The sequence below is a fragment of the Jilunia laotingensis genome, from assembly GCF_014385165.1.
Classification (GTDB): Bacteria; Bacteroidota; Bacteroidia; order Bacteroidales; family Bacteroidaceae; genus Bacteroides; species Bacteroides laotingensis.
This window is the reverse complement of sequence record NZ_JACRTF010000001.1, coordinates 4,410,984-4,425,378: the sequence shown is the minus strand read 5'-3', so window position 1 is coordinate 4,425,378 and position 14,395 is coordinate 4,410,984. Positions and strand designations below refer to the sequence as shown.

General features: G+C 43.5%; 11 protein-coding genes and 1 pseudogene. 5 read left to right on the top strand and 7 right to left on the bottom strand.

Translation table 11 applies throughout. The annotated features are described in order from the left end of the window. The first annotated feature begins 34 nt into the window (after positions 1 to 34). The 4 genes from nrfA to H8744_RS17445 all read left to right on the top strand — a co-directional run bounded on the left by nrfA (position 35) and on the right by H8744_RS17445 (position 6,441). Complete coding sequence (gene nrfA, locus H8744_RS17460) at positions 35 to 1,516, top strand: ammonia-forming cytochrome c nitrite reductase (RefSeq protein WP_262436070.1); 1,482 nt, start codon at positions 35 to 37, stop codon at positions 1,514 to 1,516. Positions 1,517 to 2,394: 878 nt separating this feature from the next. Next, positions 2,395 to 3,723 carry a dihydrolipoamide acetyltransferase family protein gene (locus tag H8744_RS17455; protein WP_262436069.1) on the top strand — a complete coding sequence of 443 codons (1,329 nt, stop codon included), beginning with the start codon at positions 2,395 to 2,397 and terminating at the stop codon, positions 3,721 to 3,723. A gap of 134 nt (positions 3,724 to 3,857) precedes the next feature. Further along, positions 3,858 to 5,894, top strand: a complete 2,037-nt coding sequence (locus tag H8744_RS17450) for an alpha-ketoacid dehydrogenase subunit alpha/beta (protein WP_262436068.1) — start codon at positions 3,858 to 3,860, stop codon at positions 5,892 to 5,894. A 37-nt stretch (positions 5,895 to 5,931) separates the two neighbouring features. After that, complete coding sequence (locus H8744_RS17445; protein WP_262436067.1) at positions 5,932 to 6,441, top strand: flavodoxin; 510 nt, start codon at positions 5,932 to 5,934, stop codon at positions 6,439 to 6,441. A 147-nt stretch (positions 6,442 to 6,588) separates the two neighbouring features. On the opposite strand, the gene H8744_RS17440 is transcribed toward H8744_RS17445, so the two are convergent. The 5 genes from H8744_RS17440 to H8744_RS17420 all read right to left on the bottom strand — a co-directional run bounded on the left by H8744_RS17440 (position 6,589) and on the right by H8744_RS17420 (position 10,326). Beyond that, positions 6,589 to 7,479, bottom strand: a complete 891-nt coding sequence (locus H8744_RS17440; RefSeq protein ID WP_262436066.1) for a hypothetical protein — start codon at positions 7,477 to 7,479, stop codon at positions 6,589 to 6,591. Positions 7,480 to 7,491: 12 nt separating this feature from the next. Beyond that, a complete protein-coding gene (locus H8744_RS17435; protein ID WP_262436065.1) occupies positions 7,492 to 7,956 on the bottom strand; it encodes a DUF6108 family protein in 465 nt (154 codons plus the stop codon). A gap of 25 nt (positions 7,957 to 7,981) precedes the next feature. Beyond that, positions 7,982 to 8,404 carry a PG0215 family putative anti-sigma factor gene (locus H8744_RS17430; RefSeq protein ID WP_262436064.1) on the bottom strand — a complete coding sequence of 141 codons (423 nt, stop codon included), beginning with the start codon at positions 8,402 to 8,404 and terminating at the stop codon, positions 7,982 to 7,984. Continuing rightward, positions 8,401 to 8,922, bottom strand: a complete 522-nt coding sequence (locus H8744_RS17425; protein ID WP_262436063.1) for a GFO_1088 family ECF-type sigma factor — start codon at positions 8,920 to 8,922, stop codon at positions 8,401 to 8,403. The genes H8744_RS17430 and H8744_RS17425 overlap by 4 nt, the downstream gene beginning before the upstream one ends. 417 nt (positions 8,923 to 9,339) lie before the next feature. After that, positions 9,340 to 10,326: a Gfo/Idh/MocA family protein gene (locus H8744_RS17420; protein WP_262436062.1), complete on the bottom strand. Its 987-nt coding sequence runs from the start codon at positions 10,324 to 10,326 to the stop codon at positions 9,340 to 9,342. A gap of 328 nt (positions 10,327 to 10,654) precedes the next feature. On the opposite strand from H8744_RS17420, the pseudogene H8744_RS18970 reads away from it, so the two are divergent. Then, a pseudogene (locus H8744_RS18970) lies at positions 10,655 to 10,879 on the top strand (site-specific integrase); the annotation flags it as partial. Between the two features lie 266 nt (positions 10,880 to 11,145). Here the strand turns inward: H8744_RS18970 and H8744_RS17415 are convergent. Together H8744_RS17415 and H8744_RS17410 are read right to left on the bottom strand one after the other, a co-directional pair. Next, positions 11,146 to 12,636: a fimbrillin family protein gene (locus tag H8744_RS17415; RefSeq protein ID WP_262436061.1), complete on the bottom strand. Its 1,491-nt coding sequence runs from the start codon at positions 12,634 to 12,636 to the stop codon at positions 11,146 to 11,148. A 20-nt stretch (positions 12,637 to 12,656) separates the two neighbouring features. After that, complete coding sequence (locus H8744_RS17410) at positions 12,657 to 14,372, bottom strand: fimbrillin family protein (RefSeq protein ID WP_262436060.1); 1,716 nt, start codon at positions 14,370 to 14,372, stop codon at positions 12,657 to 12,659. Positions 14,373 to 14,395: the final 23 nt, after the last annotated feature.

The window sequence follows — 14,395 nt, the reverse complement described above, 5'->3', positions numbered from 1 at the left end:
GCGGTAAAGGAAGATATTGAAAGAAAAACAAACAATGGAAAACAAACTGAAATCTTGGCAAAGCTGGTTATTGTTCGGAGGAGCAATGACTCTTCTCTTTGTATTGGGAGTGATTATTTCATCTTTGATGGAACGGAAGGCAGAAGTAGCGGATGTCATTTACAACAAAAAGGTCGAGATAACCGGCATAGAGTCTCGTAGCCCTATCTTTGGTGAAAACTATCCACGTGAATACCAAACATGGGTGGATACGACAGCTACCGATTATCGTACTGAGTTCAAAGGAAATATTGCGATAGATGAATTGGCACAGCATCCGCAGATGGCCATTTTATGGGCAGGCTGTGCTTTTTCAAAAGACTATTCAACTCCGCGCGGGCATATGTATGCTTTGGAAGATGTCGTTCATTCCCTGCGTACCGGGGCACCCATGAGTACCGCTGAGGACATCCAGTCAGCAAGTTGCTGGGTATGTAAAAGCCCCGATGTACCTCGTCTGATGGAAACTATCGGTGTGGATTCTTTCTATAATAATAAGTGGTCTGCATGGGGCAGTGAGATTGTAAATCCGGTGGGGTGTGCCGACTGCCATGAACCGGAAAATATGGAACTACATATCAGTCGTCCGGCACTTGTCGAGGCTTTTCTCCGTCAAGGCAAAGATATAACCCGGGCGACACCACAGGAGATGCGTTCGCTTGTATGCGCCCAATGCCATGCGGAATATTTCTTCAAAGGGGATAAAAAGTACGTAACTTTTCCTTGGGATAAAGGTTTGACGGTCGAAGCCATCGAACAGTATTACGATGAAGCTGAATTTACCGACAATATTCATAAGTTGAGTCGAGCCCCGCTATTGAAAGCTCAACATCCGGATTATGAAATCTATCGAATGGGCATACATGCCCAACGGGGTGTCTCCTGTGCCGATTGTCATATGCCCTATGATAAGGAAGGAGGCGTGAAGTATAGCGATCATCATATTCAGAATCCGTTGGCAGTGGTTGAACGCACTTGCCAGACTTGCCATCGGGATAGTAAAGAGGCACTTTGCAACAACGTATATGAGCGTCAACAAAAGGCCAACGAGTTGCGCGTTCTATTAGAAAATGAATTGGTAAAAGCACATATCGAAGCTAAGTTTGCTTGGGAACAGGGAGCTAACGAGGACGAGATGAAGGAAGCGTTGAAATTAATCCGCCAGGCACAATGGCGATGGGATTTTTGTGTAGCGTCTCATGGTAGTTCTTTTCATGCTCCGCAGGAAACCATGCGTGTGTTAGGGCATGGGCTGAACCGGGCATTTCAGGCACGTATGGCTATTAACAAGGTCTTACAATCACGTGGATATACGGAGGATGTTCAGCTTCCGGACATTTCAACAAAGGAAAAGGCGCAGCGATATATCGGTTTGGATATTCCTGCTGAAAAGGTAGCTAAAGATAAATTCCTGAAGGAGATTGTGCCGGAGTGGCTTCAAAAAGCGAAAGCAAACGGACGTTTTGCAAAGCAGTAGCCTCTTTTGATAAAATCAATTTGTCAGGCGAAACGGCTAATAGGATGATAGTCTGTTCTATTTCCTCTTCTTCTGCTGACGGGCAACTTTTCTTAGCAGAACCGTATAGCTACGCATTGGGATACCCTAATGGTTAAGAAGAGTAAAATGATGCTGATTTATACTTGAAATTACCTTATTTTTCGTTTGAAATAGCCATATCTATCGGATCAAGTAACCATATTCATCATGTGAAGTAATCATATCCAGCGTATGAAGTAACCATATCCAACGGGTTAGGTATTAATAATCATCATCCAATGCTTTTTTTGTTATCAAAAGAGGTGTGCTTCTCTTAAAAAATCCCTTTTTAAAGGGGCGTTTTTTTCTATTTAGACTTTCTAAAGCAAGCTTCATGTTTTGATAGAATGAGACTTATAATTCTTCTATCTTAGCTGATTGAAAAGATATATGGAGGTTTGCCATGCTCCATGTGATTTAGTTCGCTGTTCTTCTTTCAATATGAAAAAGATAGATTGTCCTACAATCCGTTTTTTCTGATAGAATGTACCTTTATCCGGAATAACGCCACTCATCATGCATTAGAAAAACAAAATGTAAAATTGACAAATTGATTATATAAATTCTTACTACTGATCAATCTAAAATGACGGACAAAGATGAAATACGGATTTTGTGCTGGAAAGAATTATTTGAAAGGATTGGATCGTCTTCGGCTACTTCTGAGGAATGAATGCCCCCTTTTTACTCTTCCTGAACGTTATAATAAATGAATGTCCGAAGTTCTCGTCCATTTACTGGTTAAAAAGACTTTAAGTTAAAACTTTATCTTTCAGTAGCTTGTTCTTTCTATACAAATTAAGAAATTTATAATTAATATGGCAAGATTCGAGATAAAAATGCCCAAGTTGGGCGAGAGTATAACCGAAGGCACTATCATGTCATGGTCAGTGAAAGTCGGTGATGTCATCCAGGAGGATGAAGTTTTGTTTGAAGTAAATACGGCAAAGGTCAGTGCGGAGATTCCGTCACCCGTGGCCGGTAAAATTCTTGAGATTTTATTTAAGGAAGGCGATACTGTTCCTGTAGGGACAGTGGTTGCCATTGTTGATATGGGTGGGGAAAGTGAAAGCTCGGAAGAAGCGGGTGAAACGAAACCTGCTGAAAATGTAAGTTCGCCTGTTGAAGAATCAAAGCCTGCCAAAGTAGAGGAAGATCGTTGGTATTCACCCGTTGTCCTTCAGTTGGCCAAAGGAGCCGGTATACAAAAGGAAGAATTGGATGCTATTCCCGGCACAGGATATGAAGGCAGGTTGAGTAAGAAAGATATTAAGGATTATATTGAAGGGAAGAAGAAAAATACATCTTCCGCACCGGCTGCTCCAAAAGCAACTGCGACTCCGCAGCCTTCTGCAAATACCCAGAAAAAAGAGGCACCTGCTGCTCCGGCATCGTCACAGGCTGCTGCAACTGTGACAACAGCACCGTCTGTTGCTCCGGTCTCTACTTCCGATGTTGAAGTGAAACCGATGGACTTTGTTCGTAAGATTATTGCCGACCATATGGTGATGTCCAAGAAGGTATCTCCACATGTGACCAATGTGGTGGAAGTGGATGTTACCAAACTTGTCCGTTGGCGTGACAAAAACAAAGACGCATTCTTCCGTCGCGAAGGTGTGAAGTTGACCTATATGCCTGCCATAGCCGAGGCTGTTGCCAAAGCATTGGTAGCCTATCCGCAGGTCAACGTGTCTGTAGATGGGTATAATATCCTCTACAAAAAACACATTAACCTGGGTATTGCCGTTTCACTGAATGACGGCAACCTGATCGTACCTGTGATCCACGATGCTGACCGGTTGAATATGAGCGGACTGGCATTAGCTGTCAATTCCCTTGCTTTGAAAGCCCGGGACAATAAGCTGACACCGGATGAAATCAGTGGCGGTACGTTTACAATCACCAATTACGGATCATTTAAGATGTTGTTCGGTACTCCGATTATCAATCAACCGGAAGTGGCCATTCTCGGAGTAGGAAGCATCGAAAAGAAACCTGCCGTCATCGAGACTCCCGAGGGAGACATGATTGCCATCCGTCATAAGATGTACTTGTCGTTGTCTTACGACCACCGGGTAGTGGATGGTTCGTTGGGAGGAAACTTCCTGCACTTTATCGCTGAATATCTCGAGAATTGGGAAGGGTAGTCGCTCTTCCATTTTCTCGGAGAACAGAGTAAATAAAAATAGCATCGTTTATAATAATAAATTCAAGCTCGACCTTTTTCATCCTCTTCACAATCTGTGGAGAGGATAAAGGTGAAGCTCTAACATCATCGTTTATGAAAAAATATGATATAAAAACCACAGACGTAGAAACTCTAAAAAAGTGGTATTATCTGATGTCTTTGGGACGCGCGCTCGATGAGAAAGCCCCCTCTTATCAGTTACAATCCCTTGGCTGGTCGTATCATGCTCCGTATGCAGGACATGACGGCATACAACTTGCCATCGGACAGGTCTTTACCAAGGGGGAAGATTTCCTTTTCCCATATTACCGGGACATGTTGACAGTGCTTTCTGCGGGGATGACCGTGGAAGAATTGATATTGAACGGTATCTCCAAAGCTACCGATCCCGGAAGTGCTGGACGACATATGTCCAATCATTTTGCGAAACCCGAATGGCACATTGAGAATATATCTTCTGCCACAGGTACGCATGACCTCCACGCAGCTGGTGTAGGACGGGCTATGGTTTACTACGGGCACAAAGGTGTGGCGATAACCTCTCATGGCGAATCGGCTACTTCTGAAGGCTTCGTTTACGAAGCTGTTAACGGTGCCAGCCTTGAACGGTTGCCGGTTATCTTTGTATGGCAAGACAACGGATATGGCATTTCCGTTCCTAAAGAAGATCAGACTGCCAATCGTAAAGTGGCGGATAACTTTTCCGGATTTAAGAATCTCAAAATCATCCATTGCAATGGCAAGGATGTGTTCGATTCGATGAATGCAATGACGGAAGCGCGCGAGTATGCCATCGCCAACCGTAATCCGGTGATTGTACATGCCAACTGTGTCCGTATCGGTTCGCATTCCAATTCCGATAAGCATACACTTTACCGGGACGAGAACGAACTAGCCTATGTGAAAGATGCCGATCCGTTGATGAAGTTTCGCCGGATGTTGTTACGTTACAAGCGTTTGACCGAAGAAGAACTTCAAAAGATAGAAGCTGATGCAAAGAAGGAACTAATTGCAGCCAACCGCAAGGCAATGGCTGCTCCCGAACCGGATCCGAAGAGCATTTTCGATTTTGTATTGCCTGAGCCTTACGAACCGAAGAAATACCCCGATGGTACACACGATCAGGTGGAAGGAGAAAAAGCGTTTATGGTAACTGCCATCAATGAGACGCTCAAATCTGAATTCCGACGTGATCCGAACACTTTCATCTGGGGGCAGGATGTAGCGAATAAGGATAAAGGAGGAGTATTTAACGTAACGAAAGGGATGCAGCAGGAATTCGGTGATGCGCGTGTTTTCAGTGCGCCGATTGCCGAGGATTATATTGTAGGTACCGCCAACGGCATGTGTCGTTTCGATCCCAAAATTCATGTGGTGATAGAAGGTGCTGAGTTTGCCGATTATTTCTGGCCGGCCATTGAGCAGTATGTCGAGTGTACGCATGAGTATTGGCGGAGTAACGGTAAGTTTGTTCCCAATATCACTTTGCGACTGGCTTCAGGCGGATATATCGGTGGTGGTCTTTACCACTCACAGAACATTGAAGGCGCGTTGACCACACTTCCCGGTGCGCGTATTGTCTGTCCTTCCTTTGCCGATGATGCGGCCGGGTTGCTTCGTACCAGTATGCGGTCCAGAGGTTTTACTTTATTCCTTGAACCGAAAGCTCTCTATAATTCGGTAGATGCTGCCACCATCGTACCTGAAGATTTTGAAGTACCTTTCGGTAAGGCTCGTATTCGTCGTGAAGGTACTGATCTGACCATGATTACTTATGGAAATACGACCCACTTCTGTCTCAGTGTAGCCGAACGGTTGGCTAAAGAAGGTGGATGGAGTGTGGAAGTGATCGATATCCGTTCACTGATTCCGTTGGATAAAGAGACTATTTTTGAGTCCGTGAAAAAGACAAGCAAGGCATTGGTGGTACATGAAGATAAGGTGTTCTCCGGTTTTGGCGCAGAAGTTGCCGCGAATATCGGAACGGAAATGTTCCGTCATTTGGATGCACCGGTACGCAGGGTAGGGTCTACCTTTACTCCGGTCGGCTTCCATCCTGCACTAGAACGTGCCATTCTGCCGGATGAGGAGAAAATCTATGCTGCTGCAAAGGAGTTGCTTGAATATTAATGGGAGATTATTGGAATTATAAAAAGTACTATTGTATATGAAAAAGATAGCATTGATATATGCTGCCAAAGCGGATAAGACTGGTTCGGTAGCAGAAAAGATACAGAAAGAATTCGGAGATGCAGTCGAGGTGGTTTCCGTAGAAGATGCTTGGAATAATGATTTTGAAGGATATGATAAGATCATTGTTGGTGCCTCAACCTGGTTTGACGGAGAGTTGCCTACCTATTGGGACGAGTTACTGCCCGAACTCCGGACTTTGAACCTGAAAGGAAAGAAAGTCGCCATCTTCGGATTGGGCGACCAAGTGAAATATCCTGATAATTTTGCCGATGGTATCGGACTGTTGGCTGATGTGTTCGAAGGAGACGGAGCAACGTTGGTCGGTTATACTTCTCCTGAGGGATATAAATTTGATAAATCTCATGCATTACGAGGAGGTAAATGGTGCGGGTTGGTCATTGATGTGGAGAATCAGCCGGAACTGACCGATAAGAGAGTGAAAGAGTGGTGTAAGCAGGTCAAGAAAGAGTTTGGTGATGCATAATGGATGAAAGCTGAAACCGTTTCTGATATTTAAAGTTACGCGAATTGTGCAAATTAAGCGAATCACCGGTTCCCTTGATTTATGTGATTCGCGTAATTTGCGTTTAGCGTTCCCCGCTATACACTCCCATGTTTTGTCGTTTTACTATTACCAATACCAACACGCCCCAAAGGACAAGGGATATAGATCCGGCCCTTTTCCTTTTTCGAAAAGCCCGTAAGTAGAGTAACGCAAATAAAAACCGAGATTTCCAAAACCGGCTTGTGCTAGTAGATTGATTCCTACTGGATGTACGTTCATCCCTTTACCTAATGTCTCCTTTTCTCCGTTGACCTTTGCCATGGATTTTATGCCGTGACGTATCTCGACTTCCGGACCTGCAGTAAAGAATAAGGGGCGGTGTCCGTTTACCCTTGTTTGCCATTCAAAAGAGATGGGTATGCGGAAGTAAAAGTATCGTAGGCGGCTCTTATTATAGACAGTTTCTTCATCTCCGTCAAATATGGCTGTCTTTCCGTTGATGTTGAGAAAGGCTTGGTTGCCATCCAGACGAAAAGAACGGTAGCCCCAACCGAGCCCAAAAGTCATTCCCCAATGACGGTCATGAGACAGGGTCAAGTAACTGGTGAATAAGTTGGCACCGACTTCCCATGAATAGGATGCATCGAGCGATACCTTATTGTCTGAGTCAAAACTGAAAAAATCGTTGGACATTCGGCTAAAACCGATATATAATCCTCCGGAATGCGGGTCGAAACGATTCCGGTATCCGGGTCTTCGCGGGGCAAACGGAAGGGCGTCCAATATGGTGTTTCGATCACTGTTTTCACGTGTCAGGTAGACTCCTTCATAAATTAATTCCTCTTTCGTCCTTTCGTTATTCGTACATTCTTCGTACACTTTAATTTTAACGTTGCCATCCCCTTTCTGGATGATGATGGAGTCGCCACTTGTTTGTACGGTTGTTTCTTTTCTTGTCTCTTGAGCCATGATGGAAAGTGACAGGAGCAACATGCAGGGTAAAATGATTCGTTTCATATGTTTTATTATTTAGTTTCTTTTTTGGAAAAGTAGTGTCACCAGATCATCGGAGTTCAGATCCCCTTCTATATATATGAAGGTTGCACTGTGCTTTTTCCCTATCTTAAAGAGGATGAACCGGTTGAGTTTCTCTTTTCCTTTTTCAATGGGTGTCAGTTGATAATAAGCTGTTAGCAGTTTGCCATCTTCGATGACTTCCTGTATCTTTTTTACGTTTCCTCCTTTTTTGTCTTTGGCAAGACAATCGAGTATGTCAGGAAGTTCTTCTGTAACATCTTTAAATACAAGACTTTTGTAAAGACTGATGCGATAGGAGTCTAACATGTCTTTAGACAGCTCCACCATGGTCACACCTTTCTGCTTGCCATATTTCTGGAATAAGATGGCGCAACTCAATCCGTCCTGTGCCCGTATGACTCCTGAAACCGTAGAGAGTAGGAGGACGAAGAGTGTTGTGCGAATGATTGTATTCATACGATTATATTTTATTTCTTATTTTTCAATCACCAAAGAGTGTATTCAGCAGTTCGTCTTCGCTGGTACTTACGTTCTGAAAAGCTGCCATGGCCTGTTCTCTTACCAGATTTTCATCGGTATAGCATTTGCCATCGATGATGACATAATTTTCCGGCAGGGAGTTAAGATGTTTGTGGATACTTGCTATCCCCAGCAACAGCAATACTCCGGCAGCAATTCCGCTGGTATAATAAATAAAGCGGTGCATTTTAAATTTCTGTCCGGCTCCCTTACCCGGGCCCGTTATGCCCTGCTTTTTTTCTTCTTCAAAGAAGGCAAACATCGGACGGTACGATTCTAGGTGTTCCGGTACGATGTCTTGAGTGAAGAAGTTACGTAATTGGTGTTCTTCCTCGCAGGTTGTTTCACCTTCAAAGTACTTGTTCAGTAATTCTTCTATCTTCATGCTTTTTTTCTCCTTTTTCGTTCTTGTATGGTTTGCAGGTAAATGTCTCTCACTTTCTTTCGCGCTCTCGATAGATTGCTGCGGATGGCTTCTGTACTGCATCCGGTGATTTCCGCTATCTCTTCTGTCTCGTATTCCTGTATATCCTTCATTTGAAGAATCATTCGTTGCTGGGTAGGCAATAAATCGATGATTTCCCGCATCAGGCGAAATTCATCTTTTTCTTCAAGAAGCCTTTCGGGGGTAGCCGATTGGCTTTGTGCCTGCACGCAATCCAATGTAAGGGTATCCGGTCGACTGGCTCGCCAGATGTCCATACAACGGTGATGCGTCATGGTCATTGCCAATCCTTCGATGCTGCGGTATTCGTCCAGTTTCTGCCGCATGTTCCAAAGTTTCAGCATGACTTCCTGTACGGCATCTTCTGCGTCCGAAGGGTCTTCTGTCAATTTCCGCGCATAACTCAAGAGTTTATCGCGAAGTGGTAGCACGTCTATTTTAAATTGTTTGAGTTCCATTTACATCAATAAGACGGAGGGGGGAAGGAAAACGTGACATCAAAGGTAGAACTTTTTTTAGTTAAGAGGAAAAAATGTAGCTCCCTTACTAAAATCTTATGTATTCCTTTGTTATATATTTCAGTAAAAAGAGACTGTTGTCGGCTAATGAAGAGGTTTTAAAGAGAGTCAATGCCGGGCTGATGGATGTCAAAGCAGGAAATATAAGGTCTGTTTATGATTTAATCAATGAATCATAACATTGGGATTTAAGAAGTATTTGATAATAAGACCAAACATTTGGCTAAACATTATTCACCATTTAAAAGTGATTATTCATCACTTTTAAATGATTTAGAGGAGAATCCGGCATTTGGAATTGATATTAAAAAAATCAGTTTATAAAGTCTATTTAATAAGTCTGAAGATATAAATCCGTTATATTTTCCCCAGAATCTTATCCATCACCCAGTTAGTCAGTGTGGCACTTTCACCGTCACAGGTACAAACCGATTTTTCCAATAAATGGTCTACTACTGCCTGGATCAACGGTTGTTGTACATGTTCGGGGTTTTCAATATGGAATTCTTCACGTCCGCGTTCGGTATGCAAAGCAATCGGATCGAATGAAAAGACAGAGAAGCAGATCATCCCTTTGTCCCCGATAATTTCGATACGGTCTTCTTTTGCTGATTCATGTGCAACGAAGCACCATGAACCGCTACCTACCAGTCCGTTATCGAATTTGAAACAAGCACTCAGCGTATCTTCTGCCGGATATAGCCCACCACGATTGCTTTTATATCCGCTGGCTTCAAGGATGCAACCGAACATTTCCTGAAGCAAGTCGATCTGATGGGGAGCTAGGTCATAGAAATAGCCACCGCCTGCAATATCCGCTTGTACACGCCAGGGAAGATTATCACGATTGAAATCCAAATCACGTGGGGGTTGTGCGAAACGAATTTGAACATTTATCACATTGCCTACCGCGCCTTCCTCCACCAATTGTTTCACTTTCATGAAGTAAGGTAAATAGCAGCGGTAGTAAGCTACGAAACAAGGAACTCCTGTCTCTTTGGAAATTCGGTTGATACGTGTACACTCTTCATAGGTTTGAGCCATCGGCTTTTCAATATATGCAGGTTTTCCGGCTTTCATAGCCATGATAGCATATGTCGCGTGCGAAGAGGGGGGAGTAGCTATGTATATGGCATTTACTTCCGGATCGTCAATAAGTTCTTGAGCATCGTCATACCATCTTTTGATGCCTCTTTCTTGCGCATATGCTTTGGCCTTAGCTCCGTCTCTACTCATGACGGCCACCACTTCCGAACTTTCCACTTCCTGGAAAGCTGGTCCGCTTTTTTTCTTGGTTACTTCGCCACAACCGATAAAGCCCCATTTAATGATCTTTTCACTCATACCTTGTTCTGATTTTTTGAGTTTACAAAGATAAGAGATATCTCTGGAAAAATCAATCAGAAACGGATAAATGATGATAACAGTACTGTTGTTCAATAATTTATGAGGAAAACTTCAGAAAACCTCACTGATGCCAATGTGCAAGGAAATGAAAGGTAATGAGGGCGGACGGTTTTCAAATCATTACCCTGTGAATAGGTAAATTTATAGGTCATTGGTGTTTGTTTCTACTTTCTGCTATATTCTGCAAACCAATATTCAACTCGCTGATTATTAATTTTGTAACGACAAAAAAGGATTATGCGAAGTACATTCAAGGTACTATCAGAACATCAAGGAATGGGAATATTTGACGGAGGATGAAATTAAGGTTGTCATAACATACTAGTTTGCAGACAGGAAGCTGGCCTATATCCGTGACCTGTTCGTGTTCGCCAGTTTCACCGCCTTATCATTTTTGGACATAAAGGAACTGACCACCGATGACATCGTGGAGGTGAACAACGAGAAATGGATATTGTCCAAACGGCACAAGACGAAAGTGCCCTTCTAAATGAAACTGCTGGATGTTCCCTCCTGAAATGATTATACCCTTTCTTTCCGGCTCAACACATACGAGGCGGACAAAATTCGACGGAAAGTATTTGTCAGCAAAATGAAAGAGTGTTATTCTTTTCTTTGGGTAAAAACGAATACACAATTAAATAGCAATGATACTACATAATTGTCTTAAATAAATCGGAGAAATACCCCGATTTATTTAAGACAATATATATATAAAGAATTAGATAGTTTCTACAAAAGGTGAATCATTAATACTTACTTCCCATATTTTATTGGACGGATAGACATTCCCATTGTGGTATAATAATTGCTCTCTTGTACTGTATCTCCATCTTTTTCTTTAAAAAAATAATAAACGCCACTCTTTTCATGATACTGACCTCCAAACCACAAGCAGAATACAGCGGACCAGTAATACCCTTTCACTCCCCTATTGGTTATATTATTCCCACTTCGATTTCCAGATAAAGGTAAATATAGCACTTCATGATTTATATCGCTTGTGAGTTTAAGAACATTGATTGAATTGTTATCTTTATCTGTTAACGTTTCAAAACATCCTGAACAATTATTAAACAATTCATTCCAGTTATCCGTATTAGGAGTATAGTATTCTGATCCCAGTTGATAGGCTACAACATCATATCGGGTATCTCCTGTACAATTTTTGTAATAGTTTTTTTGTAGATAGTAACTGTTCATATTATATGGGCATGGATAATCTTTGGTTTGGGTAGATGTCTTTTCCATTGTTACGTCGCCCCATCCTATAAGTTTTCCATATTCATATTTTGTGTTGGCTCCGAGATTACGGTCTGCCCAAAGGATGCCGGATGGCAAGCCTAAATCAATGAATTTTATTTCAGTCTCATCTTCCTTTGCTTCCATCTTCACCGGCACACCTTTTTTGTATGCTTGACGGACGAACTCTCCGGCAGTCCATGTACGCATGCTAAGAGTACTTTCATATTCGGTTCCGTTGATATTGACGCTAAATGTAGGTGTGACGTCTTCAGAAGGAATCATCGTGATATAGAAATCACCGTTGGTTCCGGAAACAATGATATTATTGTTAGTGGGATTTTTCAATGCCCCATTGGTAAGATCAATGTCGACCGAGTTTTTGAGATTTGTACCAGAGATTTCCACCTTCTCGCCTGTCAAGGAAACACCATCGGGGAAAATCAACTCAAAATGGGCCAAAGCCAACAATTTTTTGAATTGCAACGCTTCCTCGGCATAAGATGTTCCGTTGACAACGGTATATCGGCCTTTGCCTGAAAAGACATCGTATCGATTAAGTTCCGTATAGTCTCCGTCCTGACTACTAAAATCCAAATTGTATGTCGATGATGAAATTTCATCGGTCTGTACACCTGCACCGAGATAGGTAAAAGTGAATTCATGCGTGCCGTTTTGTACATTGGAAGAAAGGTTGCCGGTAAAAGTGGCATGTTTAGTGCCTGCACCATCCGTAAGTTCCAATGAGCCTACATTGTTTCCACTGGCATCCGTGATAAGTAACTTGTCACCTTCTGCCCAGTTGCCTACCATATCTCCTTCAATCTCTTCAAGGCTTGTACGTGTGTTCCCGCCAAATTCGGGATAATTGACATCCAACGAAATAGAAGCCCCTTTGCCTTCTTGTTTGCCACTAACAAACTCATCATCGCTTTGGCATGAAATCAGGAGTGACAGAGGCATGGAAAGCGCAAGTATTGCGCTCCAAAATATATTCTTTCTCATGATTCGTATCAGTGATTTTGTTAATAATCAGTTCCGGGATAATCACCGCTGGTAGTTTTGGATTCCCAAACTGCATAAAGTGTTTTATTTTCTGAGGTATTCAATTCATTATTTGCCATGTATACGACACTTCCTTTAGCATTTTCAGCCCATCCTTTGAATACCCATCCTTCCAATTCGGGAGTTTTATCTGGAATAATGAAGGTTGCTTTAGCTCCTTCATCAACTGTCATGGTCATGGTTGTTGGCATGGTTCCACTTACGATGTTCTGTGCGTAATCATGGTTGCCATTGAATGTCAGTGTAATTGTCGTTTTATTTTTCTGCCAAACTGCATACAAATCAAATTTTTCTTCCTCCATGTTAACCGGGACAGACTGTCCTTCCCTATATCCAGCAGTTGTTGCATCAGCAGCCGTAGCCCAGCCAAGAAATTCGGCACCATCACGGCTCGGAGTATATTCCGGTGAGAGCGTGAAAGAATAAGTGGATTCGTTACTGTTGAGTTTTACCGTTCTCACTGCGCCCGTACCGTCATTGGTATGGAGATTAAGAGTAGTGCTGTATTCATATCCCGTTTCATCATCTCCATCCATGTTCGTACCACCATTTTCGGTATCACCGCCATCGGGGTTTACGGGAATGAAATCGTCTACGGTAACGTCATACTTGATGGTCGTCAGCACCGGTTTCGGATTTTCAGGATCGGGAGTCCAACCTCCGTTTCCGCCCTCATCGAACACGAAAGTATAGATATAACGGTAGCCTTGCACCCATGCCACGTTGACAGGTATGGCAGCCTCGCCTGTGTATACCGTTGTGGACACCTCTGCCCCCTCATCATCTTCTGTGATATTGGAAAGTGCAAGGTCCACAAGGAAGTATGCCCCATTCCAGTCTGTTCCGGCCTTTGTCGGATTCCAGGCTGCAACGGTCTGGGGAAGCAGGGTCAACACTTGCCCGAATCCGTTTTCGTGACTGTCCTCAGGACAAGTAAGGTTGGAGGCCGTACCCGGTGCCAATGTGACATTCCCGTTCAATGGAGCGACGCTATATTTTTTATTGTACTGCGCCCCGGATGGAATGACCCACGTGCCACCGTTAACTTCTTTTTCGGGATCTACATTGTTGTCCGAATGGTCTGCATAGTTATAATCCGTATCAGCAGCCGGGAACGTGAACGTCCCTTTTTCGGTGAGGTGCCCCACGCTCACGCCCTTGATCACCACGCTCATGTTTTTTGTGTTGTTCTTTGCCCTGAAACAAACCTGCGACAGGGCATGGCGGAAGTTGAGCTGCACCTTGTCGACGGTTTTGGTCTGGCCTTTCCGCACTGAATACATCAGGTCGACTTGTTCGGCCACGGCATCTTTCACCGTGAAGTCGTTGAATGTCGGTGCCCCGTTGTTAAAGCTGAACTCCTCGTCACCGTTGACTTCGGCATAGAAATCGAGTGTCTTGCCGTCCGGCCAGTAACGCGTACCGTCGGCATCAGTCCATACGCCGTCGCTGTTCACGATTTTGTCACCGTTGATGTAAAGCCCGTCGGCCGATTTCGCCCAGACTTTGAAATAGTCAGGGAGGGTGTTGTTACAATAGGAATCCGCTGCGCGTGTCTGCGTTCCTGCCGACACTCCGTAAGCGATGCCATCCTGCCGGACGCTCACTACCTCGTCCTGTGAGCATGCGGCCATCATCAATGCCGCCATTGCCCCGAATAAATACTTGGTTTTCATCGTTTAAAAATTTAATTGAACAA

Excerpts from the sequence above, each read along its gene's own strand:
- H8744_RS17445 (WP_262436067.1), top strand. The coding sequence starts at position 5,932 with ATGAAAAAGATAGCATTGATATATGCTGCCAAAGCGGATAAGACTGGT.
- H8744_RS17435 (WP_262436065.1), bottom strand. The coding sequence starts at position 7,956 with ATGAATACAATCATTCGCACAACACTCTTCGTCCTCCTACTCTCTACG.
- H8744_RS17415 (WP_262436061.1), bottom strand. The coding sequence starts at position 12,636 with ATGAGAAAGAATATATTTTGGAGCGCAATACTTGCGCTTTCCATGCCT.
- H8744_RS17450 (WP_262436068.1), top strand. The coding sequence starts at position 3,858 with ATGAAAAAATATGATATAAAAACCACAGACGTAGAAACTCTAAAAAAG.
- H8744_RS17430 (WP_262436064.1), bottom strand. The coding sequence starts at position 8,404 with ATGAAGATAGAAGAATTACTGAACAAGTACTTTGAAGGTGAAACAACC.
- H8744_RS17410 (WP_262436060.1), bottom strand. The coding sequence starts at position 14,372 with ATGAAAACCAAGTATTTATTCGGGGCAATGGCGGCATTGATGATGGCC.
- H8744_RS17420 (WP_262436062.1), bottom strand. The coding sequence starts at position 10,326 with ATGAGTGAAAAGATCATTAAATGGGGCTTTATCGGTTGTGGCGAAGTA.
- H8744_RS17425 (WP_262436063.1), bottom strand. The coding sequence starts at position 8,922 with ATGGAACTCAAACAATTTAAAATAGACGTGCTACCACTTCGCGATAAA.
- H8744_RS17440 (WP_262436066.1), bottom strand. The coding sequence starts at position 7,479 with ATGAAACGAATCATTTTACCCTGCATGTTGCTCCTGTCACTTTCCATC.
- nrfA (WP_262436070.1), top strand. The coding sequence starts at position 35 with ATGGAAAACAAACTGAAATCTTGGCAAAGCTGGTTATTGTTCGGAGGA.
- H8744_RS17455 (WP_262436069.1), top strand. The coding sequence starts at position 2,395 with ATGGCAAGATTCGAGATAAAAATGCCCAAGTTGGGCGAGAGTATAACC.